This is a genomic window from Pareuzebyella sediminis, from assembly GCF_008367235.1.
GTDB lineage: Bacteria > Bacteroidota > Bacteroidia > Flavobacteriales > Flavobacteriaceae > Pareuzebyella > Pareuzebyella sediminis.
This window is the reverse complement of sequence record NZ_VTZS01000002.1, coordinates 626,636-651,208: the sequence shown is the minus strand read 5'-3', so window position 1 is coordinate 651,208 and position 24,573 is coordinate 626,636. Positions and strand designations below refer to the sequence as shown.

Here is a 24,573-nt window from a genome sequence, read left to right as displayed (position 1 = left end):
CTCCATTTTATAGTTGGACTAGATGAATTGTCGCATTTTCTTAACATCATGCTTATTTTCTGTTGAATTTTAACAGAATGTGTAAAGAAATCGCTTATTTCTAACAGCAAAAAAACTATGCATGCATAATTTAATGTCAAAAAAAATTGGATTATTAACGTTAATTTATGACTTTTGCCGCTAGCTAATTCAAATAATTATAAAATGAGAGCAAAACACAAAGGATTGTTAGCGCTTTTCGTGGCGTTAATCGTGCAGATTTCATTTGCACAAGACAAAACGATCACAGGTATAGTATCCGATGCGGATGGACTTCCGCTACCTGGGGTCAATATTGTTGTACAGGGTACCACTACCGGGACCCAAACCGATTTTGACGGAAACTATTCCATTGGGGCGAGTGAAGGTCAGAATCTTTCTTTCTCCTATTTGGGGTTTAAAACAGAATCTCGATTGGTGGGAGCTTCCAACACCATTAATGTACAAATGGTAGAAGATGCAGAAGCCCTGGAGGAAGTTGTGGTTACCGCACTTGGTATCAAAAGGGAAAAGCAAGCCTTGGGATATGCCACTACAGAAGTAAGTGGAGATCAGGTGAATACTGCCAAAGAGACCAACTTCATGAACTCCCTTTCTGGTAAAGTTGCCGGTCTTGATGTCAAGAAAAGTAGTTCTTTAGGAGGATCTTCGAATATCGTAATTAGAGGTTATACATCTATTACCGGGAATAATCAACCTTTATTTGTGGTAGATGGTACCCCTATCGGCAACTCAAATACTAACACCTCTGGACAAACTACGGGTAGAGGTGGCTACGATTACGGAAATGCCGCCATGGACGTTAACCCAGAGGATATCGAATCAGTCAACGTTTTGAAAGGTGCTGCCGCTACCAACCTCTATGGTTCTAGGGCTGCCAATGGTGTAATTATCATTACGACCAAAACCGGTAAGAAAGGTCAGGGACTTGGTGTAACCGTGAATTCAGGCGTTACCATGGCCAAATATGACCCAGATACTTTTCCTAAATATCAAAACGAATATGGGGCAGGGTATGGAGCTTACTACAGTGGACCAGGAGGTTATTTTTTTGAGCAGGATGTCGATGGTGACGGAATTGATGATTTGACTACGGTATTTACCGAAGATGCTTCCTTTGGAGCGGCTTTCGACCCTAATCTATTGGTCTATCAATGGGATGCCTTTTATCCAGAATCTTCAAACTATCTGACGGCCACTCCTTATTTGGCAGGTAAAAACGGGCCAGAATCGGTTTTCATCACTGGAGTTACCTTAAATAATAGTGTCTCCCTTTCTGCAGGAAGCGAAACGGGATCTTTTCGATTGGGATACACCAATTTAGATCAAACGGGTATCGTTCCCAATAGTCAAATTCAAAGGCATACTATAGATTTTAATGGATCGCAAGAGCTTTCGGACAGACTGAGGGCCGGTGTAAAAGCAACTTTTACCAAAACTGATGGAAAGGGTCGGTATGGTACAGGTTATGATGGAAATAACCTGATGCAGAGTTTTAGGCAATGGCACCAACGAAACGTTGATTTCCAAGCACAAAAGGACGCCTATTTTGATACCAGAAGAAATATTACTTGGAATTACAGTGGGGACCCACTTACAGAAGACGGTCAAGTGCCCATTTTCTTTGATAACCCGTATTGGGTCCTTTATGAAAACTTTCAAACGGATACTCGGAACCGATTGTTCGGAAATATTAACCTAACCTATGATATTGCCGATTGGTTAAGTGTTACCGGCCGAACATCATTGGATACTTATGCGGAACTTCAAGAAGAACGACATGCCGTCGGAAGTGTTCCAGGAACCACACCACAAAACTTAAGTTACCCAAGTAGGTATCGAAGGTATAATCGTTCATATACAGAATTGAACTATGATCTATTACTTAATTATGACTTCGACTTATCGGAAAAACTTTCCCTTGATGGGGTACTTGGTGCAACGGCAAGACAACAACGCATTGAATGGATTCGTGCCGCAACCAGTGGAGGATTGGTCGTTCCAAGATTATACTCATTGAGTAACTCGCAAAATCTATTGGAGGCACCAACAGAATATCTAGGAGAATTGAAACAATATGGCTTTTTTGGAAACGCTTCTTTTGGATATGACGGGGTACTTTATCTTGATTTATCCGCGCGATATGATATTTCTTCTACGTTGCCAGATTCTAACAACGGATACTTTTATCCTGCAGTTTCTACGTCTTTCGTATTCTCAAAGTTGTTGAACGCCGATTGGTTGAGTTTTGGTAAGCTACGAGCAAACTACGCAGAGGTTGGGAACAGCACCGTACCACAGCGGGTGTTCAACGCATATTTTAGCCCTACTAACTTTGGATCAGTTCCTTTGTTCTCTGTCGATCTTCAAGCAAATAATAGTAATTTGGTTAATGAATTGAGTAAATCATACGAATTAGGGCTTGAAATGAATTTTGCAAATAAACGGGCCGGTTTCGATATTTCATATTACAAGACCAATACCGTAGATCAAATTTTCCCGGTTGCTGTGAGTAGAGCGACTGGATATAGCGATAAAGTGGTGAATTCAGGAGATATCGAAAACAAAGGTTTTGAAGTTGCGCTTTTCGTATCTCCAGTTAAGACCGAAGATTTCGAGTGGACGGTAAATGCTACATGGTTTAAAAATAAAAGTGAGGTCATTCGATTATTTGATGGTGTAGACAACGTTCAGCTTACTTCAAACCAAGGTGGTGTCACCATTAATGCAACCGTTGGACAGCCTTATGGTAGCATTTGGGGAACGAACTTTACCTATTTGAACGGTGAGCGCGTTATCGATGCCGATACAGGAAGGTATGTGGTAGATGCTACGCCTCAACCGATTGGTGATTTTAACCCTGACTGGAAAGGTGGGGTGAACAACCTCTTGCGATACAAAAACCTATCGATGAGCTTCTTGATCGACGTACAAAAAGGCGGAGATGTTTTCTCTCTGGATACTTGGTACGGCTATGCTACAGGTGTATATGATGTTACCGCTGGTTTGAACGAGTTGGGTAATCCAAAAAGAGATCCTGTAGACGAAGGTGGTGGTATTTTATTGGAAGGTGTCAACCCTGATGGTTCGCCAAACACCACCCGAACACGTATGGACTATTACGCACATGCTTTGGGTTATACAAGAGCTCCCAACGCACTACATGTTTATGATGCCAGCTTTGTGAAGCTTAGGGAAGTAACCTTTTCCTACAAACTTCCCAACAAAATGCTTAAAAATATCCCAATTAACAACATGACATTCTCGCTAGTTGGGAGGAACCTTTGGATCATTGATAAGAACATGCCATATACCGACCCTGAAGCGGGACTCAGTTCAGGTAACTTACAGGGATATCAATCTAGCCCATATCCTACCGCTAGAGAATATGGATTTAACGTGAGATTTGACTTTTAAATAAAAAACTATGAAAAAATATCTTTTAATTTTAACTACGATAGCATTTATCTCGTGCTCTGATTTTGGGGATTTAAATGTGGATTCCAAGTCCGCAATAGAGGTCCCGCCGGAAACTTTGTTTTCAAATGGCACAAGAAACCTTGTGGATTTAATGACAAGTACGAACGTTAACCGAAATATCTTTCGATTGTTCGCACAGAATTGGACGGAGACCACCTATACGGATGAGACTAATTATGATCTTGTAACCCGTGATCAACCCGGAACCCATTGGGATTTCTCTTATAGAGATGTACTAAAAGATTTAGACGAGGCTCGTACGATTATTGAGGCGTCTGACGACCCTACCTTAACTACTGCGGTTCGAAATAACCAATTGGCCGTATTAAGCATAATGGAAGTTTTCACCTATCATGTTTTAGTCGATGTTTTTGGTGATGTGCCATATACACAAGCACTCGATATTGATAATGTGTTACCCGCCTATGATGACGATGCTGCGATTTATAATTCAATAATCACACGATTGGATGAGGCTATTGCCTCGATTTCTGCTAGCGAAGAAGCTTTCGGTGCCGCCGATTTAATTTATGGCGGTGATATGGCCAAATGGAGCAAATTTGCCAACTCCTTAAAATTACGAATGGCTGTAAGAATTGCATCGGTAGACGCTGGGAAAGCTGCGACCATGGCCACGCAAGCCATAGCCGATGGGGTTTTTGAGTCTAATGAGGATAATGCGACTTTTGCTTATCTAGAAGGAGCACCGAACACTAACCCCGTGTATGTAGATTTGGTACTCAGCGGTCGTCAGGATTTCATTCCCGCCAACACACATGTAGACATCTTGAATGACTTAGAAGATCCTAGAAGAGCTGTGTATTATGACGATAACCTCGAAGGTGATTACGTTGGTGGTGAATACGGACAAAATGCACCATATGGCGATCACACCCATTTAGGTGATATTTTTCACCAACCAGACACCCCAGGCGTTTTGATGGATTACGCGGAAGTAGAATTTTTATTGGCTGAAGCAGCTGAATTGGGCTTAGCAGGATCTCCTTCCGAGGCCGAGACACATTACAATGCCGCCATAGAAGCTTCTTTCGACTATTGGGGCGTAGAGGGCGTTGAAGCATATCTGACCAAACCTGAGGTTGCCTATAACACCGCTTCTTCATCTTGGCAGGAAACAATTGCCACCCAAAAGTGGATTGCTTTGTTCAATAGAGGTTTTGAAGCATGGACTACCTATAGAAAATATGGTTTCCCTGCGATGAATCCCGCACCTATTTCAATGGAAGATGTGCCAAGAAGATATACATATCCCGTGGACGAACCTTCTAGAAATGGAGCAAGTTATCAAGCTGCCGCTTCAGCAATGGGAGGTGACCTGAAATCGTCACGAGTATTTTGGGATGTTGAGTAGAATTGCATTCCTATCATAACATTTTTAGAAAAAGAGCCCGTTCAATTTGATGAACGGGCTCTTTTTTTTGTAAGCTTTAGTTCTTGAGTAAGGCTAAACAAATGTTTCCCATAACACATACATGACTATAAGAGTATACATATTCCCGCTAATTTTCCTTAGTGTGGTAGGTTGTAGCAAAAGCGACAACGGCTCTGAACCGCAGCCTCTGCCCGTTTCAAACGAAACTGCGTGGTCCATTCCCCAAACGGAAGTTTTGGGTTCATTTCCCCCTTTCCCTCTAATTACCGAAAATTCCTTTGTTCCTGTAAGCAAGGTACAATATCCGGATAACCACTCTACAGCTCTAATAAGTTTCGGACCCAATGAACTTCGTGCCTATCCAAACGCCTATCTAGCACTTTACGAAGTAATCAATAATGAGTACAACGGTAAAGAATATGCCATTACCCATTGCCCTCAAACAGTAAGTACGATTTGCTGGAATCGAAAGGTCGAGAGTACAACAATTACTTTAAAAGCCTCGGGATATCTATACAATGAAAATCTAATGCCTACCGATATCGAATCGGGCACCATTTGGTCACAAATGCTGATGAGGGGTGTAAGGGGAAAATATGACTATGTCTTTCACGACACTTTTAATACCGTAGAAACGGATTGGAAAACGGTAAGAACGCTTTTTCCAAATGCGAAAGTATATCGCCCGGAAACCGAAGAAACCTCTATAGAAACTACCATAATTGAATCGGAGCCTACCAACAGAGACTTTTTTAGGTATGGCATACTTTCAGGCATCAACAATGTTACCGTTCACATTTTTAGTTACGACCTTTTTGACGGTGAGGGCTTGGTACTAAAAACTACGCTTATATCAGGAAAGCGTGTACTTGTGATCGGCAATAAAAAACTTAATTTTATATCGTCTTATCTTATGTATAACAATACCAAATATATGGTAGATCCTTCAAATCCGTATCAATTTATAGACGATCAAGGCAATGTTTACAATGCCATGGGTCTTGTCTTACAAGGCCCCGACAAAGACTTACAATTGCAATCGCCCCGGGCATATACGGCCGCTTGGTTTGCTTGGCAAGACTTCTTTGACCATTTCGTTTTTGAGGAATAGCGCATTCTTTTTAATACATATTGAAAGCCAGTAGCTGACCTCCTCCTTTATATAAATTTTTCTGGAATTTTTGACGTCCCCCGAAGTCATTTTACTACTTTTAACTTCATGCAAAAAACGACACAAATATATGGCACTAGGGCTGTAATAGAAGCTATAAATGCCAATGAACCTATCGATAAAGTATTTCTTCAAAGGGGACTTAAAGGCGAATTGTCACAAGAGCTCGAGCGCTTGTTAAGGAAACAGGGTATCAATACCACCTATGTGCCCATCGAGAAGTTGAATCGATTGACCCCCAACAATCACCAGGGAGTGGTCGCTACTATTTCTCCGGTACAATTTCATGATTTTGAAGTACTTGTTGAAAGTATACTACAATCGAAAGAGGCGCCCTTATTACTACTACTGGACCAACTTTCAGATGTGCGTAATTTTGGAGCAATTATCAGAACGGCCGAATGCACTGGTGTAGATGGGGTGATTGTACAAAAGAAAGGGTCTGCACCCTTGACTTCCGATGCCATTAAAACTTCGGCCGGAGCAGCTTTCAAAGTGCCTATTGCCAAAGTAGACCACATTAAGGATGCCGTGTATTACCTTCAAGCAAGTGGTTTCTCGGTGGTGGCGGCTAGCGAAAAAACGGATACGGATATCTATAGTGTTTCACTTACTGGAGCTTGCGCCATCGTCATGGGCTCAGAGGATAGGGGCATTTCGCCCTCAATACTCAAAGCCGCGGACCAGCTTGCCAAAATACCCCTTTTAGGAGAAATAGAATCGTTGAACGTGTCCGTTGCCTGCGGGGTATTCCTTTACGAGGCCGTACGACAACGAAGGATCGGCAAAATATAAAGGAGACAAGGTCGATTGTCGGTCAAAAAAGCTTCGGACCGATTTACCAATCGTTCTAAACATCGTTTTGCTCGGGCTTCCCTGGAGTCTTTTTAATGTGATAGTGAATCTTAATGGAGGTCTCTTCGGTTTCTTCAGGGGGAGGTTCTATAAAATTTCCGTGTGCATCAAACTGTCTTAAAAATGCATCGGCATCCTCGTCATAGTCTTCCCGTTCCCAATCAAACTTTGGTCGAGGCGGAATTTTCGATTTTATGGTAAACGCTACTCCCAAACCAGTTAAAAATCCGCCTAGATGCCCTTCCCATGAAATACCGTCTTCAATGGGGAAAATATACCATAACATGCTTCCATATATAAATACAACAATCAATGAAAGCGCGACCAGCCGATAATGCTTAGTGAAAATTCCCTTAAAAAACATAAAGCTCGCCAAAAAATAAATCACGCCACTGGCACCGATATGATAAGATGGTCTTCCTATCATCCAAGTGAAAAAACCTGAAACCAATATCCCTATGCAAAGTACCCGTAGGGCGATAGATCTATAAAAATAAAAAAGGGCGGCCATCAGCACGGCCAGTGGGATTGTATTATTATATAGATGCTCTACAGAACCATGAATAAAAGGACTCAAAAAAATACCTCGTAAGCCTGAGAGCCTCATGGGATAAATACCGTATTCGTTTAGATTGATCCTAAAGCGTAGTTCCATCAAAAAGACGGTCCAAACCAGCAAGACCGACAGTAAGGGCGCAATCACGACCGCATTCGTAAACTTAAAATATTGGTTTTCCGACATGCCTAAAGCATATCAATAAGCTGGCCAATAGCAGCTTGACTGAAAAAAAGTCATACGTCTTTTCTCAGTGAAAAGATAGACGTTAGTATTTCGAGTGGCCTTGATCTGATCTGTTTGTCCTATTTTTGCGAAATGAACGAGCCTTTAGCAGAACGCATACGACCCAAAACCTTAGAAGACTACATCAGTCAGAATCATTTGGTAGGAGAGAATGGTTCCCTTACGCACCAGATCAAAAAAGGAATTATACCCTCCTTAATTTTCTGGGGACCTCCTGGAACTGGCAAAACCACCCTTGCCCATATTATTGCCAATGAAAGTGGAAGGCCTTTTTACACTTTGAGCGCCATAAATAGTGGGGTGAAAGACATTCGTGAGGTAATTGATAAAGCCAAACAAAGTGGGGGTTTGTTCACTTCCAAAAACCCGATTTTATTCATCGATGAAATACATCGCTTTAGCAAATCACAACAAGATTCTCTTTTGGCAGCGGTCGAAAAGGGGTGGGTTACCCTTATCGGAGCGACTACGGAAAATCCGAGTTTTGAGGTAATACCGGCATTGCTATCTCGATGCCAGGTATATGTACTTGATTCTTTCGGTAAAAAGGATCTTGAAAACCTCTTAAAAAGGGCTATTGCGCAGGATACCATTCTAAAATCAAAAGAAATAACTCTTAAGGAAACAGAAGCGCTTATGCGTCTTTCAGGTGGAGATGGGCGAAAACTATTGAATATTTTTGAACTTGTAGTCAACTCGGAAGAAGGCGATACCATAACTATTACCGATGAATTAGTACTGGCCAAAGTGCAGAAAAACACGGTACTTTATGATAAAACCGGAGAACAACACTATGATATCATTTCGGCTTTTATCAAATCTATAAGGGGAAGCGACCCGAACGGAGCGGTATATTGGTTGGCTAGAATGATAGAGGGTGGCGAAGACGTTAAATTTATTGCGAGAAGACTTTTGATTTCGGCATCCGAAGATATTGGCCTTGCCAATCCAACTGCTTTGGTTATCGCCAATTCAACATTTCAATCCGTTACCACCATTGGTTATCCAGAGGCGAGTATCATTCTTAGCCAATGCGCAGTATATCTGGCCACTTCCCCAAAAAGCAATGCAAGCTACGTGGCCATTAAAAAGGCGCAACAGAAAGTTCGGGAAACAGGAGATCTCGCCGTTCCTCTTCCCTTGAGGAACGCCCCAACAAAGCTTATGAAAGATTTAGGCTATGGGGAGCAATACAAGTATGCCCATGACTTTGATACTAATTTCGCACCCATGGAATTTTTACCAGCAAGCCTTTCTGGAACCAAATTTTACGACCCTGGCAATAATCCTAGGGAAAATGCAATACGTGATTTTCTAAAAAATAGATGGAAAAAGAAATATGAATAACGGCCTGATGAGACAACCGCAGGCCTCACTTATTTAATTTTAGTCTTATAATCGACTCTAAAATTTTATGTTCAACTCTTCGGTAATAAGTTCATCTCCGGAATAATATTCAAAAAGCCATTTGTCGTCTTTTTGATAGAGCACGCCCTTTCGACCCTCCCCTTCAGCCATAAAAAAATTAGGTTTGGAACTCTTGAATATTTTCAGTCGAATTTTCGGAGTACTATCGACCAACTGATACCCATTGTCGAGTTCTTGAGCATATAAGGTACCCATGTCACTCTTGAACCTCGATCTTTGTATCGGACGCCCCACCACCTTAGATTCCGGCAACGTTGTTTTGTCCTGACTTTGTTGAATGGCCGGTTGCGCTATTACGACCTGCCCAGGTTCCGCCTTTTTAAAATCGGACGGCTTTGGTCTTTTGTCAACATAACTTTGATTTTCAGGAGTCGCCTGCTGCGTTACCATTGCATTCTGATTTTTTGAAGGTTTCAGATCTGCACCTTCCGTATTCGTAGTGCCCGCGTCTTTGACATCATTTTCAAAGCTGACCGAAACCGGCCGGCTATCCCCGGCCTTTCCGTTGTACGCATAATTGACCGTCTCTAGCGAGCTAAAAGCATCCCTCAACGCCTCATTATAGGCATTCTTGTAGTCTTTCTCCTTACTCTTTCCCTGCATTGTTGCATATACTTCCTTTCCTGTGCAGTCTTTCAAAACCAATGTAGTTTTGGTGGTAAACAGTGACGAATCGTCAACTAAATGGGCCATGAGGCCCAAACACCTGTTATTGTTCAGATCGGATGGAAGTTCATCATTATAAACAGCAGTAAACCCAGACTTGGTGAAAAGATGTTTTACCAAAGTGCTGGTTTGGTATTGATTGACCCTTTTGAACTCTTCAAACTTCTTTGGAACGATGATATATTTATAATCATTCAATTGATCTTGGGCAATACCCTTAAAACCTATCAATACTATCAGGACGATAAAAAAATGCTTCACAATTTTAAAATTTTAAATCTTATGGAATATAAGATGAAAAAAGCGTGCCAAACCCCAAAATAAAGTAGCAAAGGTGGGTGCGCATCACTTCTTGCCCCAAGATATGATATTTAATCCTAACTGAAAAGAGGTGTAATGGCTATCTGCCAGATTGCTGTAGCCCAATAGATTGTCGGCCATTACATATAAATTTATAGGGCCCGTCTGCAAGTTCAGACCGAGACCGATATTGGTAAATGAAAATTTATCGACGGTATACGTAGATTTCAATGCCATAAAATTCCCAAACCTTCTCTGATAAAATGCAGTTAAGGCAGCTTGAGGACCCCTGGGGCGGTTAATCATATACAATTGCCCCCCCATACTATTTGTGTATTTTGCCCGTATCGAGTTTCTGGTCGTGCCGAGGCCACAGTCGCAATTGGCCCTACTTCTTAAAGGCTCACCGAAATCGTATCTCAAGGATCCGTATACTTTGGTAGGTCGAAAGGAAATATAACTGGACCTATTTCTTTCAAATGGAAAAAATCCTTCTACATCGTCAACCAAATCTTGCCAAAAATCTGTATTTGGATCATTTGCTGCACCAGGCAAAATAACCTCTATACCTTCAACGGTCGCTTCCCCGTTCAGTGTAAAATTATGTACATCGCCCGTATGGTAAATAAATCCAAGGTCTAACACACTTCCGGTTACCACGGTCTGCTCGTTTAAATGGTAGGTAAAGCCTACATCAAAACCAAGGCCCAAATTTCCGCCAAAGAATGCCCTTCTTAGTATCGTACCCGCTAGTGTTCCATCATCGATAGCGTCGTTCAACTCGTCCAACCCTGAGGTTCTCAACTGCATATCGGCCACTAAGGTGCTTGCGTAAACATTATTTTCCCCTGGCCTTGTCACAAAATACCCTTTGTTTTTTGTGGAGTTGAAATCAAATATGCTCGAATATAATTTCGCCCTTCCCCCAACGGTTAAAGAATTATTCAGGCGTCTATTGACCCCAAAATGAAACACATTGACCATTTCACCTCTCGTCTTTAAGTGATCCAATTGAAATCTTTGGTTCAACTTATCGGCATTACCTTCAAAGCCCAGCACTGCATAGTCATGAAACCAATAGCCAATCGCATCTCCTTCATTGTAGATTCCGAGCGAGTAAAAATAATCCGGATCCTTTCCCCTGAAACCTATATTCAAGAGTTCAATTTGATAGGTGCCGCTCAATTCATCTAGAGGCGTCATCCCATAAATGGCCTTCTCGCGTATCTTATCGTTGATATCACGACCGTCATCAGCAAAAATATCATGGACAGAAATTCCGCTAGAAGCTGCTTGAAATGAAATACCAGAAAGTATGGGAATGCCTGTATACCATTGAAAATCGGTCTCTACTCCAGGGTTGACCATACCCGATTGCGGGATTTCCACAAAATCGTACAGCAATTGCTTATTTTGTGCTTGCACGTGGAGACCTGCCCATAAAAGGACCGCAAAAAGAATGATGGGTATTCTCATTTTAAACGGACTCTGAATTTACCGCTTGATTTTAAAACAACCTTTGGTTCGGGTAGATCGGAGGTACTTGTTGTGTCGCCAAGATTAGTAGCCGTAACCCTTATGCTCGAAGTGTTTTTAATGATATCGATACTTTTCCCAGAACTACCGTAAAATATATCTCTTTGATATTCAGTCATTGGAGCCGGGTCTACAGGCAATATTTCAGTATCAAGAACATTACCATTGTCATCTAAAAGCTCTGCTATCACCCTTAATTCCTTACTGGTCGTATTTTCTATAATATAAGTAATGGTACCATCTATCACGCGCTCTGCAAAGAGATCGTTGCTGAATGCCTCAAAATTAAAATTCCTTGAAATAACATCCGAAGGATCACTCTGATTGATCAAATATTCCGGGGCCTCAATGTAAAGCATACTACCTTCTACGGTAGGCGTCACTGAAATTTCATCATACTGCCCAAAATCTTGATCTTCTATGCATGATAAAATCATCATGAAAGACAAAGTGAAACCCATAAGAAATTTAAACCTTCCTTTCATTCCCAAACCTTTATTCCCCTTAAAATTATGGTGGAACAGCTAACACCTATATAACTCTATAAATAGGTTTTTATTTCGTTCAAATCATGAATCATTTGGCAAAATTCGTGGTGCGGGTCATTATGGGCGTTGAAATGCAACGTATGAAAACCAACTGCTTTGGCACCCAAAATGTCGGCTTCCAGGCTGTCGCCTATCATAAGGGAAAGCTCGGGTTTGGTTTTGGCCATATGGAGCGCCAGTTCGAAGATCTTGGGGTCTGGTTTCTTCACCCCTGCCATTTCAGAATTGATGATTTGATGGAAATACGAATGAATCTTCGAGTTCTTCAGCTTCCTATTTTGTACTTCTTCGAATCCGTTGGTGATGATATGAAGCCTGTATTTTGGTCGTAAATAATTCAATATGGCCACCGTATTGGGAAACAAATGGGTGTAAGAGGATAGATGGGCGATATATTCTTCGGAAAGTTTAAAAATGACCGTATCGGAGACCGGATAACCCAACTCATCGAAAACAGTCTTTAATCGCTGATAGCGTAGCTTCTCTTTGGTGATCTTTCCCTCGCGGTAACGCTTCCAAAAGTCTAGATTGGCGGGGACGTAGACCTCCAAAAAATCAGGAAGATCGACAGCTATGTCATTCTCCGATAAAATTTTTTCAAACGTCAACGCCGAATTTCGCTCGAAATCCCAAAGCGTATGATCTAAATCAAAAAATACGTCCCTTACGATATTCTTAAACATTATAATTCTTTAAAACCGTGGTGTACAAATCTTGCCAGTCTACCTTATGTGAACCGCCCAAAAGTTCGTTCGAAAATACGGTGATAAATTGCCCTTCCACGTCTTTAATTCGTTGGTACAACACATCGATAATCTGAACAATTTCAGCTTTACTTTTATGGTTTAGAAAAGCGTAATCATGAATGGCAAATGGGGAAATTTGGATTGGTTGCTGTATTTCAAGGGGAATATCATAGAAATAAAAAGGAGTGCATGTACCCGCCCTAAATCCGATTTCATGGGTGTATCCCATACTATAATCATATGAAAACTCGGCATCCATAAGATTTCTATACGTATGCGGAATATCGACCCGATTGTACCTCATGCGGGCCGAATCGATCGACCTATTGATTACACCCGTCAACTTTTTCTTTTCCTTTTTGAGAAGCTCCAAATCATTAAAAGAACTGTAGGAAGCCGCTAGGGCTACCTTACTATAATCGGCAATGGACTTGATAAGAAATCTGAATTTGTTATTATTGGTCGAGACATTCTTATCGTACGTAGAATAAGAGGCGAATTGGAAGAAAAACATGCTATTCACCTTATATCTTTTATGAAGGTCGATAAGGTGCGAAAAATTATCGTAGGGATCTTTTCTAGAATCGAACCAAACCTGTACCCGTTGCACCACTCTTCTGAATTTTAAGGTTGCCAAATCATAGAAAAGCCCTGCCACGCTCCTGAACAGTCCCCGGTGGGCAAAACTATGCGAGGTCGTAACATCTATCACGGAAGTATAGCGATAGTTCTTCGATTTGGCTTCGAGATCTGGAAAACGGTCTTTCAGTTTGTCCAGTAGCTTATAGGCCCAAATATCAACTACGGGCAGCTTGAGAAATTTATGGCGATACGCCAAACTGTCTTTGGGAGGAAACCTTCCATGCTCATCCTTTACATGTGGCAAATACTCTTCATAACGACTCAAAAGAAAAAAGCTGGCCGAAAAAATATCGAAAGGCAAATTACTACGCTCCCCGGCCTTAAAAAAACAGGGAACACCTTCCCAGTCCGCAGGTGTAATTTCAAGATCATTAACTCCCTGTTCAAACAGCAAATCGTTGCTTCTTACAAAAAACTCATTTTGCAAGGGTTGTTTGGTATAGGTTATTTTTGGTCCTGAATGTTTAATAAAGTCTTCCACTTCGGTGCAGAACCTGACATCGATACCCAAAATCCGCGTGAACATTTGCTTCATTGTAAACGTAAAACGCGGTGTTATTTTATGGGTATATATAAGTAGCATAGAAAACAAAGTTGAATAAAAACATACAGTTATCAATACCCGAGCTTTTGTTGAAGCCTATCGGGCAGGCATACGTTGACTTGCGAATCTTAAACACATTTGTAAAATTCAAATCGGTTCAAAGAATTCCCTTATCGGCAAAACTAAAATATTCCTTTTGGGTTATGATCAAATGGTCTAAAACTTTTATATCTAAAGACAGGCCTGCCTCTTTCAACTTTCGGGTCACCTCTTTATCTGCTTGGCTTGGCTTTAATGTGCCGGAAGGGTGGTTGTGCGCCAGCACCAAACCCACAGCACCCAATTCGAGTGCCTTACGCATCACGATTCGAACATCGACAAGGGTGCCCCTCAAACCGCCTTTGCTCAATTGCACACTGTTCAAGACCTTGTTAGCATTATTTAGATAAATAATCCAGAATTCTTCATGAGTTAATTCACCAATACTGGGGTGCAATAGGTCAAAAACATCTTTGCTACAGCTTATTTTGGTTGTTTTCTGTACATCTTCACCTCTTCGCCTCCGTCCCATTTCCAAGGCAGCCGCAATCGTAATGGCCTTGGCCTCGCCGATACCTTTAAACTGCATTAATTGTTTTATCGTTAACCTGCCCAAACTGTTAAGGTTATTATCTACAGATGCCAATATACGCTTAGCTAATTCTACTGCGCTTTCTTCCTTGCTTCCAGACCCTATAAGAATAGCAATGAGTTCGGCATCGCTAAGGGCAGACCTTCCTTTTTGGGCCAATTTTTCCCTGGGCTTATCATCATCGGCCCAATTCTTAATAGAAAAGGAAGTTGATTTTTCGTACATATGTTAAAGATACTAAAGAAATTTAGGGGGTAAAGGGAGGCGAGCTGTATTTTGTAGGCAGCGATATTTTAGAGGAATACCCTTTCAGGGGAAGCTAGACTTCGTCATCTACTTTCGCACGTCGTCCGACTATGGGTTGCCATTCAGATGACCATGAAGGTCCCGGCCATTGGTATAGCGATTGGCTCTTACCCGGATTTTTCTTTAAAAATCAGATATTGACTCACTCCATCGAAATATTGCACTAAAATCTGAAAGCTCGGACCTTTGGATCGTGCTTTGATTCTAAGCGAACAATTCCAACTTCATTTTTTCAAAATCCAATCCTCCATAGTCACCCGAACTCATGAGCAATAAAACCGATTTATCGTAATCTTTGTTAAAAATAAAATCATGGAAGGTTTTTGCCTCGGTAAAAATCTGAAGGTCGTTACGGCCAAAAGCTTTTGAGATTTGGTCGGCAGTGACCGGTGACAATTTTTTGATAGCCACCGATTCGGGGAGATAAAAAACCACAGCTTCGTCCGCAGCCTCAAGCGCTCCCTTGTATTCTCTAAGGAATTCAGGGTTGAAACTACTATAGGTATGCAATTCGAGGCATGCAATCAATTTTCTGTCCGGATACTGTTCTTTCACTGCTTTTGTGGTAGCGGCCACCTTGCTTGGGGCATGGGCGAAGTCTTTATAGGCCACTGATGCTCTGGTTTCGATTACTTTTTCCAACCGTTTAGAGGCTCCTTTGAATGTGGCTATAGCTTCATAAAAATCATCTTCATCGATCCCCATATTCTGACAAATCCATTTGGCACCGGCGAGATTGCTTAGATTATGTTGCCCGAATACCTCTATCGGCATTGGGCCTTCCGGGGTTTTCAAAAGTGTTTGGCCATCGACTATCTCATATTCGGGAGTGACATAGGGCAATTTTCTAATGGGATTCTCAGATGCCTCGACTACTTTCTTGACATTAGGGTCTTCGGCATTGTAGGTGATACTACCTCCTTTTACGATGCCATCTACAAAAATTCGGAACTGTTCCAAATAATTATCGAACGTTGGGAATACATTGATATGGTCCCATGCAATCCCACTAAGCAATGCAATATTAGGCCTGTAGAGATGAAACTTGGGCCTTCTATCGATGGCGGAGGACAAGTATTCATCGCCCTCCAGTACAATAAAGTCGTTGTCGTCGGTCAAATGCACCATTCTCTCAAAACCTTCAAGCTGTGCCCCTACCATATAATCGACCTCACGCTCATGATACTTCAATACATGTAAGATCATAGAGGTAATCGTAGTTTTTCCATGGCTACCGCCAATAACTACACGTGTTTTATTCTTCGATTGCTCGTAAAGGAATTCCGGATAGGAAAAAATGGGCACCCCTAAGTGTTGAGCCCTTAATAACTCGGGGTTATCGGGCTTGGCATGCATACCCAATATCACGGCATCGAGACCGGTGTGAATTTTATCGGGAAACCATCCGAAAGCCTGTGGTAACAGATTTTTAGCCTTCAATCTAGATCGTGAAGGCTCAAAGATCACATCATCACTTCCAGTGATAGTATATCCCTTGTATTGCAAGGCCAAGGCTAAATTGTGCATCGCACTACCGCCAATGGCTATAAAATGAATTTGCATCAGGTTCGTATTTTCAGCAAAGATATACATTGCTACGAAAGCTTTTCAAATCATGAAGTCAAGTAGCCTGACGATGCCATTTTTCATGATCAGTGTACGGTCTCGGAATCCGAATTATAGATTTGATAAAATCGATAGATCCATTCAGACTTCCCTCACCAACTAAGGACGATAGTTTTCGAAGCATTGCTTATTTCTACCTTTTTATTTAGAGATCATATCTCTATCTTAGTGTTTTAAATGCTTTCATGAATTTTAACCTTGATTCCATTCCATCAAAAGAAATAATGCCGGGCTACCACGCTAAGCTCGTTCATGCGGAACATATGTCGATAGCTTTTTGGGAAGTCGAAGAAGGAGCCGTAGTTCCTGAACATTCCCATATGAACGAACAGATAATGCATGTATTAAAAGGCAGGTTCGAATTTACCGTGAATGGAAATACAAATATTCATGTCGCGAACGACCTTGTAGTTATTCCCCCGCATGCCGTACATAGCGGCAAGGCTTTGACCGCCTGTAAACTAATGGACGTATTTAGTCCAGTCAGGGAAGCCTACAAATAATAGAATATTAAATCAGTGTCCTTTCTGTAAGGACTTAAATCTTTTTTACTTAAAAATGAATATAAGCCTAAAAGGGAAAAAAGCATTGGTCGGCGGCAGTAGTGGTGGTATCGGCAAAGCGGTAGCGATACAGTTGGCTGAAAGTGGTGCCAGCGTAACACTAACATCACACAGTGCCAGTAAGTTACAAAAAATTGTCTCCTATTTACCTACCGATCAGGGCCAAAAACACCAATACTTGGTGGTCGATTTTTCAGATTTCAGGGCATATCAGGATAGTATCACAGAATATTTCACGCATAATTCCGTCGATATTCTAGTGAATAATACCCAAGGGCCCTCGGCAGGCAATACACTTGAAAAAGGGTTGGTCGATTACCAAGAAGCTTTTGATCTACTTTTTAAGACAACCGTACGCACTACCGAACTGGCTTTAGATCAAATGATAAAAAATAAATGGGGACGTATTATTAATGTGGCATCCGTCTCCGTAAAAGAGCCATTGTCTTACTTGGCGCTATCGAATACCTTGAGGGCAGCCGTTGTTACTTGGGCCAAATCGCTGGCTACCGATGTAGGCCCCTCAGGAATAACGGTCAACAGCATTTTGACCGGTTATTTCGATACCGATCGTATAGCTCAATTAAATGCTAAAAAAGCGGAACAACTGGGCATTCCCCAAGAAGATGTACGTTCCGATATGGAGTCTAAAGTGCCGGTGAAAAGAATCGGTAAACCGGAGGAATACGGGTATTTGACCGCATTTTTAGCCTCTGAAAAAGCGGCCTATATCACAGGTACACAAATTCCCATTGACGGGGGCCTTTTGAAAAGCCTGTAAAGGGCAGGACTATAAAATATCTAAGCGGTATAGGACGCTATCATCAATAAAGCGACCAGAAAAAAAAGCAAAACTAAAGTCAATTTAAGCGAGGTTGGCCCACTTTCCATACTATCGGTTTTTGAATGAAATTAGGAGCCAAAATAAAATCTACTTTAATTCCCGATAGCTTCTATTGATTCAAATTTTGATTCAAAAGAATAAGCAAGGATACTGGTTTATTTACCCTTGATTATGTGTTATGTTTACTCATCCAAAAGCACAGTTCCCTCTATTTTAATATGAGATGGCACAGGTTTTGTAAATCTTTGTTCCGTAAAGTAACGAATATGCCAAAAATTCACACACTATTAATGGTACTGCTCTTTCCTCTCGTAGCGCTGACACAGCAAAATGATGATGCCTATGAGGTCTTATGGCAGAAAGTTCAAAAGTTAGAGCGAGAAGCCCTCACCAAATCAGCGCTTAAAATTGTTCAAACTATTTCCGAGAAAGCACATCGCGAAAAGAACCCTGAACAAAAGATCAAAGCCTTACTATATACATCAAAATATAGCATGACTTTAGAGGAGGATGCCCAGCTCAAAATTATCCATGATTTTAGGATGGAAATCGAAAAAGCGGAATTTCCTGTCAAAAATGTTTTGGAAAGTTATTTGGCCAATCTGTATTGGCAATACTTCCAACAGCATCGTCATCAATTCTACCAGCGTACGGCCACGACCACACTTATCGATTCAGCCGATTTTCGAACCTGGGACCTCACTTCGCTTTTTCATAAAATCAATGAACATTTCGAGGCTTCTTTGGACCATCCAAAAAGATTGCAGGAACAGAACTTGGACAGTTTCCGTAACATTCTAACACAACAGCCTAATTCGGAAGACTTCCGCCCTACCCTGTTCGACATTTTGGCCCATAATGCCCTTACCTTTTACAAAACCGAGGAAACATCAGTCAACCAGCCTTCCGATAGGTTTGAAATCGATGATCCCAAATATTTGTGTGAAGCCTACGATTTCATCCAACTCAATCTTCCTGCCCAAGATGAGAACCTACTACAATCAAAAGCGCTGCTTACCTACCAAAAGCTTTTGCAGTTTCATTTTTCCGACCCTCAATTAGAGGCATTTGTCGACGTGGATATCGATAGGCTCAACTACACCCATCAAAATGCGGTTTTTGAGGACAAAGACGATCGATTGCTCGAAACACTTCATAACTCTGCCAAAAATTTGAGGCACAATGAGGTATCGGGACTCTATGAATACGAAATTGCACGACTTTTTCATCAACAAGGGAATACGTATGACCCTCAAACCAACGAGCAAAATCAATGGAAACAAAGAGAAGCCTTGCAGCTTTGCGAATCGGTCATAGCACGATTTCCCAATAGCCGAGCCGCAAATAAATGCATGGCCCTAAAATCGGAAATTCTTGCTCCAAGTATAGAAGTCAAGGTTGAAAATTTTGTTCCGACCAACACGGTTTCCCGTATGCTGGTCAGTTACAAGAATCATTCGAAACTTCAGCTGATAGCCTATGAGATCACTCCCGACCAGTGGAAACAACTGATGAAAACCTATCCTCCTTCCAAACAATTGGCCTTTATTGAGACCCTGCCCACCGTGACCAACTGGGCTGCCGAATTAAAAGATGAAAATGACTATCAAAATCACCGTACCGAAATTCAGGTACCCAAATTACCCAACGGCCAATATCTGATATTGGCCACACCACTAGATAGCACAAAAGGAAAAGCATCGGCAAATACCTTTGCTTTCGGCCAATTGCAGGTTACTAATATGGCCCTAATCGCCACTCAAACCGAATCACGTTATAATTTTCAAGTGGTAGACCGTCGAGATGGAGCGCCGGTGCCCGGTGCGATTCTCAACTTTAGTTATCTCAAAAATTACAATAAGCCCTACGTAAGCAAAAAAATGATTTCCGATGATATGGGACAGGTTTCCATACCGCTTCCAGAGGCCAATTGGAGCGATGTTTCCGTCGAGGTATCAAATGGGGATGAAAGCGCTTATTTTGAAAACTATTATGTGAACCAACGTTACGACAAAGCACCTACAAAAATCGAATATTCCTGTTTTTTGTTTACTGACCGTAGCATATATAGACCAGGACAAACGGTTTATTTCAAGGGCATAGCGATTCAGAAAACAAATAGGACCTCTAGCATTTTAGACGACACCGAAGTACTTGTTGCGCTTCACGATGTTAACGGACAGGTCATTTCATCCCAAAAATTTACAACCAATGCCTATGGGTCGTTTTCTGGCGAATTTATTGTACCCCGAGCTGGTCTTTCCGGGAACTTTTCAATACAGGCAAGTGCCAAAGAACTAGCCTTGCACGGCTATTCCAGTTTTTCGGTAGAGGAATATAAAAGACCAAAGTTTGCTACTACTTTCGAACCTGTTAAGGAAGGCTATAAAATTGGGGATAGTATTACAGAACATGGAAATGCCATGGGATATGCCGGCAGTGCAATAAGCAATGCAAGTGTCAGCTACCGCGTGAGAAGAGTTGTTATCTTCCCATGGTGGTATGACTGGCGCCCTTCCGCTTTTCAGGGAAGTCCCCAAGAAATTGCCTATGGCAAAACGAAAACCGACGACTCGGGGGGCTATGAAATTACCTTTAAGGCCATTCCCGACAAAAGTGTATCCAAAGAGAATCTACCGACATTCCAGTATGAAATTATAGCCGATGTGACGGACATTAATGGTGAGACCCATAGTACCTCCACTATTATTAACGTGGGTTATCATACACTAAAGGCGTCTATTAACGTACCGGACAGGATCGATAAAACCAAAACGAGCCATATCGTTGAAGTCAATACTAGAAATCTTAACGGACAATTTGTTCCCGCTCGCGGTACACTAAAAATGTTCAAACTAAAGGCGCCGGATTATGTATTGCGTCAAAGACCATGGCCCTCGCCCGATTATAAAGGGTGGCCTGAAAAAGAATTCAAGGCCCTGTTCCCTCATGATGCTTTTGACCAAGAGGATAACGTGGCTAGCTGGGGAAAAGAAAAATTGATATGGCAACGTGATTTCGATACCCAGAATTCAACAAAAATCGAATTGCAGAACCTTAAGAAATGGGACTCCGGAAAATATTTGATAGTAGTGGAAACCGCGGATAAATTCGGCCAAAAGATTATCGAAAAGGCGCTAGTCACCTTATATGGGGATAACGACACCCGAATTGCCGACAACCAATTATTTCAAATTACAACGGACAAAGAACGCTATGATATCGGTGATAAGGTTGAAGTAACCCTGTCTTCTGCCGCCAAAAACCTGTATGTCACCGTGATCACAGAGAAAAATAAACAGATTACTGAAGCCCGGATCGTTTATCTAAGCGAGAACGTCAAAACCCTGAAAATTCCAGTTACAGAAAACGACCTCGGTGGTTTCTCCGTACATTATAGTTTTTCGGCTTTTAATTCTTTTCAATCGGGCTCGCTGTCCATTTCGGTCCCCTACCCTACATCGAAACTTCACATCGAGACCATGACCTTTCGCGATAAATTACGGCCTGGTGAGGAGGAAACCTGGGCCTTCAAGGTTAAGGGCCCTAAAGGCGAAAAGGTTACGGCCGAATTATTGGCCAGCATGTACGACACTTCATTAGATGCATTTCGCCCGCATGTCTACAGTTTCGAACCCCTTTTCAGGGCAAACTATTATTCAAGCTTCTTTAGCCATGCCCAAAATAGTTTCGGCATCGAATCGTTTAGAACCTATCAAGATCCCGAATCTTATAGTATTAAACCCCAACTTTATGATTCGTTCAATTGGTTCGGATTCTATTTTGGAAGACAGCCCATTCGCTTTCAGTCGACGGGACTCGTAAGAAAACAAGCCGCACCCATGGCTAATGCCGCTTCCATGGATATGGAAGTCAACAAAGATGAAGTTGCCGAAGAAAGCCTACAAGGTAATCTGGCCGGCGTAGAAGTTCTGGAAGTGGAAGATAAAAGCACCGAAGCCCTAAAAAATAAAAACGGTTTCGAGGACATACAGGTTCGAAAAAATCTACAGGAAACGGCTTTCTTTTTTCCCAAGCTAATGACGGATAATGAGGGCAACGTGTCATTTACGTTTACTTCCCCCGAGGCCCTCACCGAATGGAAACTACAATTATTGGCTTACACCAAAAGTCTCGAAAGTGCAGTATCTACGTTTACCTCGGTGACCCAAAAAGAATTGATGATAGTACCGAATGTACCGCGGTTCTTACGGGAAGGCGATGAAATTACTATCAGTAGCAAAATTAGCAACCTGACCACAAAATCCCTTTCAGGCACCGCCCAACTGATGCTCGAAAATGGCTTGACAGGAGAGGATGTTGGAGCGCTACTAATTACGGGGCAGGGTCTCCAAAAAGAATTCTCGATAGATGCCATGGGCAACACCCAAGTCTCCTGGCGATTGCACATACCGAAAGACCTGAGGGCACTTCAATACAAGATAGTGGCCAAGGCCGGTGAATTCAGTGATGGGGAACAAAACCTGCTGCCGGTGTTGACCAACCGCATGTTGGTCACCGAGACCCTTCCCATATGGGTGCGAAGCGATCAGACCAAGACATTTACGTTGGATAAGTTGAAAGATATGTCTTCACATACGCTCAATCATCACCAATTGACCTTAGAAATTACTACCAACCCCGCTTGGTACGCGGTTCAGGCTCTACCTTATTTGATGGAGTACCCCTACGATTGCAACGAGCAAATCTTTGCACGGTATTACAGCAATACTTTGGCAACCCATATTGCGAATTCAAACCCGCGAATACAACAGGTATTTGAACAATGGGCCAATTCTGACGCCTTGATAAGTAATCTCGAAAAGAACGAGGAACTGAAATCGCTGCTTATTCAAGAAACCCCGTGGTTGCGCGATGCCGAATCGGAAGCCGAACAGAAAAAACGAATAGCCTTACTTTTTGACCTCAACAAGATGAAAAACGAAAGGCTATCCGCTCTACTAAGTCTAAAAAATAACCAAAAGCCCTCCGGAGCTTGGGCTTGGTTCAAGGGCGGACCTGACAATCGGTTCATCACCCAACATGTTGTTGCCGGATTGGGTCATTTGAAGAAGCTAAATATCAATTCGGCCGTGCTTAGCGACCAAACAGAAATTATTCAAAACGCGATAGCCTACTTGGACTCCGAATTCACAAACGAGTACGACCGCATGAAAAAATATAGTTCGAATCTCGAAGAGGACCATTTGAGCCAGACACAGATCCATTATCTGTATATGCGTAGCTTTTTCAAGGACATAAAAACCTCCGAAAAAGTTCAGGAAATTACCAAATACTATCAAAACCAAGCCCAAACGTACTGGATGAAGAAGGGACTGTATGCCAAAGGTATGTTGGCCCTGATCTTATATCGAATGAACGACCGCGAAACCGCTACCAAAATCTTGCGCTCTTTAAAAGAAAACAGTATCATTTCAGATGAAATTGGCATGTACTGGAAAGAAAACACGGCATCTTGGCAATGGCACCAAGCACCCATCGAGACGCAAGCCTTAATGATAGAGGCCTTTGGAGAAATACAAAACGACATCGAAACCATCGATAACCTTAAAATCTGGCTATTGAAAAACAAGCAGACTTCACATTGGAAAACTACCAAAGCGACCACCGAAGCGATTTATGCCTTATTGCTTCAAGGAAGCGACTGGCTCTCCTTTACCGAAGCTGTTGATGTTTTGGTCGGAGGAAAAAAAATCGAACCTTCCGAACTCGAAAATGTAAAGGTGGAGGCTGGAACGGGCTATTTTAAAACCTCTTGGGGACCGAAAGATATAAAGCCGACCATGGCTACCGTTCAATTGACACAAAAGGGAAAAGGCATGGCATGGGGCGCTCTGTATTGGCAATACTTTGAAGATATGGATAAGATAACATCCTCAGAAACACCCTTACAACTGAAGAAAAATCTTTTTTTAAAAAAGAATACCGATACCGGCGAAAAAATCACCGAAATTACTTCCCGTACCACACTAAAAGTGGGTGATTTGGTTAGAGTTAGAATCGAAATCCGCTCCGACCGCGATATGGAATACATCCATATGAAAGATATGCGAGCGGCAGGCTTTGAACCGGTAAACGTTTTGTCGCAATATAAATGGCAAGATGGTTTGGGCTATTATGAGAGTACCAAAGATGCCAGCACCCATTTCTTTTTCGATTATTTGCCTAAAGGGGTTTACGTTTTCGAATATGACCTACGAGTGAACAACGCCGGAGCCTTCAGCAATGGTATTACTACCATCGAAAACATGTATGCCCCTGAATTCAATAGCCACTCCGAAGGAGAAAAAGTACTGGTAGGCAATTGATCTTAGAAAATCTCCCTTGAGCATCGGTTTTTTTTAAATTCTAAACATGGCCAAACTCATCGAAACCACATAGTAACCCAACGACAAGGGTGCTTCACTCAATACAAATTTTTTGAAACATCGA

The 24,573-nt window shown here is 41.9% G+C and carries 16 protein-coding genes; 8 read left to right on the top strand and 8 right to left on the bottom strand.

All coding sequences use genetic code 11. The annotated features are described in order from the left end of the window. Positions 1–204 precede the first annotated feature (204 nt). The 4 genes from F2B13_RS09360 (at position 205) to rlmB (ending at position 6,878) form a co-directional block, all read left to right on the top strand. Positions 205–3,456 (top strand): SusC/RagA family TonB-linked outer membrane protein, encoded by a 3,252-nt coding sequence (locus F2B13_RS09360; protein ID WP_149274824.1) that lies wholly within the window; start codon positions 205–207, stop codon positions 3,454–3,456. Positions 3,457–3,466: 10 nt separating this feature from the next. Then, a complete protein-coding gene (locus tag F2B13_RS09355) occupies positions 3,467–4,891 on the top strand; it encodes a SusD/RagB family nutrient-binding outer membrane lipoprotein (protein WP_149274823.1) in 1,425 nt (474 codons plus the stop codon). A 121-nt stretch (positions 4,892–5,012) separates the two neighbouring features. Next, entirely contained in the window at positions 5,013–6,023 is a 1,011-nt protein-coding gene (locus tag F2B13_RS09350) for a DUF3179 domain-containing (seleno)protein (RefSeq protein WP_149274822.1), read from the top strand. Between the two features lie 108 nt (positions 6,024–6,131). Continuing rightward, positions 6,132–6,878 (top strand): 23S rRNA (guanosine(2251)-2'-O)-methyltransferase RlmB, encoded by a 747-nt coding sequence (gene rlmB, locus F2B13_RS09345; protein WP_149274821.1) that lies wholly within the window; start codon positions 6,132–6,134, stop codon positions 6,876–6,878. 55 nt (positions 6,879–6,933) lie between these two features. Here rlmB and F2B13_RS09340 read toward each other — a convergent pair whose 3' ends face one another. After that, positions 6,934–7,680, bottom strand: a complete 747-nt coding sequence (locus F2B13_RS09340) for a rhomboid family intramembrane serine protease (RefSeq protein WP_149274820.1) — start codon at positions 7,678–7,680, stop codon at positions 6,934–6,936. 132 nt (positions 7,681–7,812) lie between these two features. Here F2B13_RS09340 and F2B13_RS09335 point away from each other — a divergent pair, with 132 nt between their 5' ends. Further along, entirely contained in the window at positions 7,813–9,087 is a 1,275-nt protein-coding gene (locus F2B13_RS09335) for a replication-associated recombination protein A (protein ID WP_149274819.1), read from the top strand. 57 nt (positions 9,088–9,144) lie between these two features. On the opposite strand, the gene F2B13_RS09330 is transcribed toward F2B13_RS09335, so the two are convergent. The 7 genes from F2B13_RS09330 to F2B13_RS09300 form a co-directional block, all read right to left on the bottom strand. Then, the gene (locus F2B13_RS09330; RefSeq protein WP_149274818.1) at positions 9,145–10,095 is read right to left on the bottom strand and encodes a hypothetical protein; all 951 of its coding nucleotides are present in this window, start codon (positions 10,093–10,095) and stop codon (positions 9,145–9,147) included. An 84-nt stretch (positions 10,096–10,179) separates the two neighbouring features. Further along, entirely contained in the window at positions 10,180–11,610 is a 1,431-nt protein-coding gene (locus F2B13_RS09325) for a DUF5723 family protein (RefSeq protein ID WP_149274817.1), read from the bottom strand. Beyond that, on the bottom strand, positions 11,607–12,110 hold the full coding sequence (locus tag F2B13_RS09320) for a hypothetical protein (RefSeq protein ID WP_232622933.1): 504 nt from the start codon (positions 12,108–12,110) through the stop codon (positions 11,607–11,609). Before F2B13_RS09320 ends, F2B13_RS09325 begins: the two co-directional genes overlap by 4 nt. Positions 12,111–12,211: 101 nt before the next feature. Then, on the bottom strand, positions 12,212–12,901 hold the full coding sequence (locus F2B13_RS09315) for a YjjG family noncanonical pyrimidine nucleotidase (protein ID WP_149274815.1): 690 nt from the start codon (positions 12,899–12,901) through the stop codon (positions 12,212–12,214). Further along, the gene (locus F2B13_RS09310; RefSeq protein WP_149274814.1) at positions 12,894–14,189 is read right to left on the bottom strand and encodes a polysaccharide deacetylase family protein; all 1,296 of its coding nucleotides are present in this window, start codon (positions 14,187–14,189) and stop codon (positions 12,894–12,896) included. The genes F2B13_RS09315 and F2B13_RS09310 overlap by 8 nt, the downstream gene beginning before the upstream one ends. A 118-nt stretch (positions 14,190–14,307) precedes the next feature. Next, a complete protein-coding gene (gene radC, locus F2B13_RS09305; RefSeq protein WP_149304057.1) occupies positions 14,308–15,006 on the bottom strand; it encodes a RadC family protein in 699 nt (232 codons plus the stop codon). 285 nt (positions 15,007–15,291) lie between these two features. Next, a complete protein-coding gene (locus F2B13_RS09300; RefSeq protein WP_149274812.1) occupies positions 15,292–16,650 on the bottom strand; it encodes a UDP-N-acetylmuramate--L-alanine ligase in 1,359 nt (452 codons plus the stop codon). A gap of 248 nt (positions 16,651–16,898) precedes the next feature. Between F2B13_RS09300 and F2B13_RS09295 the strand changes: the two genes are divergently transcribed. From F2B13_RS09295 to F2B13_RS09285, 3 genes are all read left to right on the top strand, one after another. After that, positions 16,899–17,216 (top strand): cupin domain-containing protein, encoded by a 318-nt coding sequence (locus F2B13_RS09295; RefSeq protein ID WP_149274811.1) that lies wholly within the window; start codon positions 16,899–16,901, stop codon positions 17,214–17,216. A 55-nt stretch (positions 17,217–17,271) separates the two neighbouring features. Further along, on the top strand, positions 17,272–18,057 hold the full coding sequence (locus F2B13_RS09290) for an SDR family oxidoreductase (RefSeq protein WP_149304056.1): 786 nt from the start codon (positions 17,272–17,274) through the stop codon (positions 18,055–18,057). Between the two features lie 329 nt (positions 18,058–18,386). Beyond that, positions 18,387–24,449 (top strand): alpha-2-macroglobulin family protein, encoded by a 6,063-nt coding sequence (locus tag F2B13_RS09285; protein ID WP_149304055.1) that lies wholly within the window; start codon positions 18,387–18,389, stop codon positions 24,447–24,449. Positions 24,450–24,573: the final 124 nt, after the last annotated feature.

Bases quoted from the DNA above. Each gene is read 5' to 3' on its own strand.
- F2B13_RS09290 (WP_149304056.1), top strand. From the start codon at position 17,272: ATGAATATAAGCCTAAAAGGGAAAAAAGCATTGGTCGGCGGCAGTAGT.
- F2B13_RS09310 (WP_149274814.1), bottom strand. From the start codon at position 14,189: ATGCTACTTATATATACCCATAAAATAACACCGCGTTTTACGTTTACA.
- F2B13_RS09360 (WP_149274824.1), top strand. From the start codon at position 205: ATGAGAGCAAAACACAAAGGATTGTTAGCGCTTTTCGTGGCGTTAATC.
- F2B13_RS09325 (WP_149274817.1), bottom strand. From the start codon at position 11,610: ATGAGAATACCCATCATTCTTTTTGCGGTCCTTTTATGGGCAGGTCTC.
- F2B13_RS09315 (WP_149274815.1), bottom strand. From the start codon at position 12,901: ATGTTTAAGAATATCGTAAGGGACGTATTTTTTGATTTAGATCATACG.
- F2B13_RS09285 (WP_149304055.1), top strand. From the start codon at position 18,387: ATGCCAAAAATTCACACACTATTAATGGTACTGCTCTTTCCTCTCGTA.
- radC (WP_149304057.1), bottom strand. From the start codon at position 15,006: ATGTACGAAAAATCAACTTCCTTTTCTATTAAGAATTGGGCCGATGAT.
- F2B13_RS09295 (WP_149274811.1), top strand. From the start codon at position 16,899: ATGAATTTTAACCTTGATTCCATTCCATCAAAAGAAATAATGCCGGGC.
- F2B13_RS09340 (WP_149274820.1), bottom strand. From the start codon at position 7,680: ATGTCGGAAAACCAATATTTTAAGTTTACGAATGCGGTCGTGATTGCG.
- rlmB (WP_149274821.1), top strand. From the start codon at position 6,132: ATGCAAAAAACGACACAAATATATGGCACTAGGGCTGTAATAGAAGCT.
- F2B13_RS09300 (WP_149274812.1), bottom strand. From the start codon at position 16,650: ATGCAAATTCATTTTATAGCCATTGGCGGTAGTGCGATGCACAATTTA.
- F2B13_RS09335 (WP_149274819.1), top strand. From the start codon at position 7,813: ATGAACGAGCCTTTAGCAGAACGCATACGACCCAAAACCTTAGAAGAC.
- F2B13_RS09320 (WP_232622933.1), bottom strand. From the start codon at position 12,110: ATGATGATTTTATCATGCATAGAAGATCAAGATTTTGGGCAGTATGAT.
- F2B13_RS09350 (WP_149274822.1), top strand. From the start codon at position 5,013: ATGACTATAAGAGTATACATATTCCCGCTAATTTTCCTTAGTGTGGTA.
- F2B13_RS09355 (WP_149274823.1), top strand. From the start codon at position 3,467: ATGAAAAAATATCTTTTAATTTTAACTACGATAGCATTTATCTCGTGC.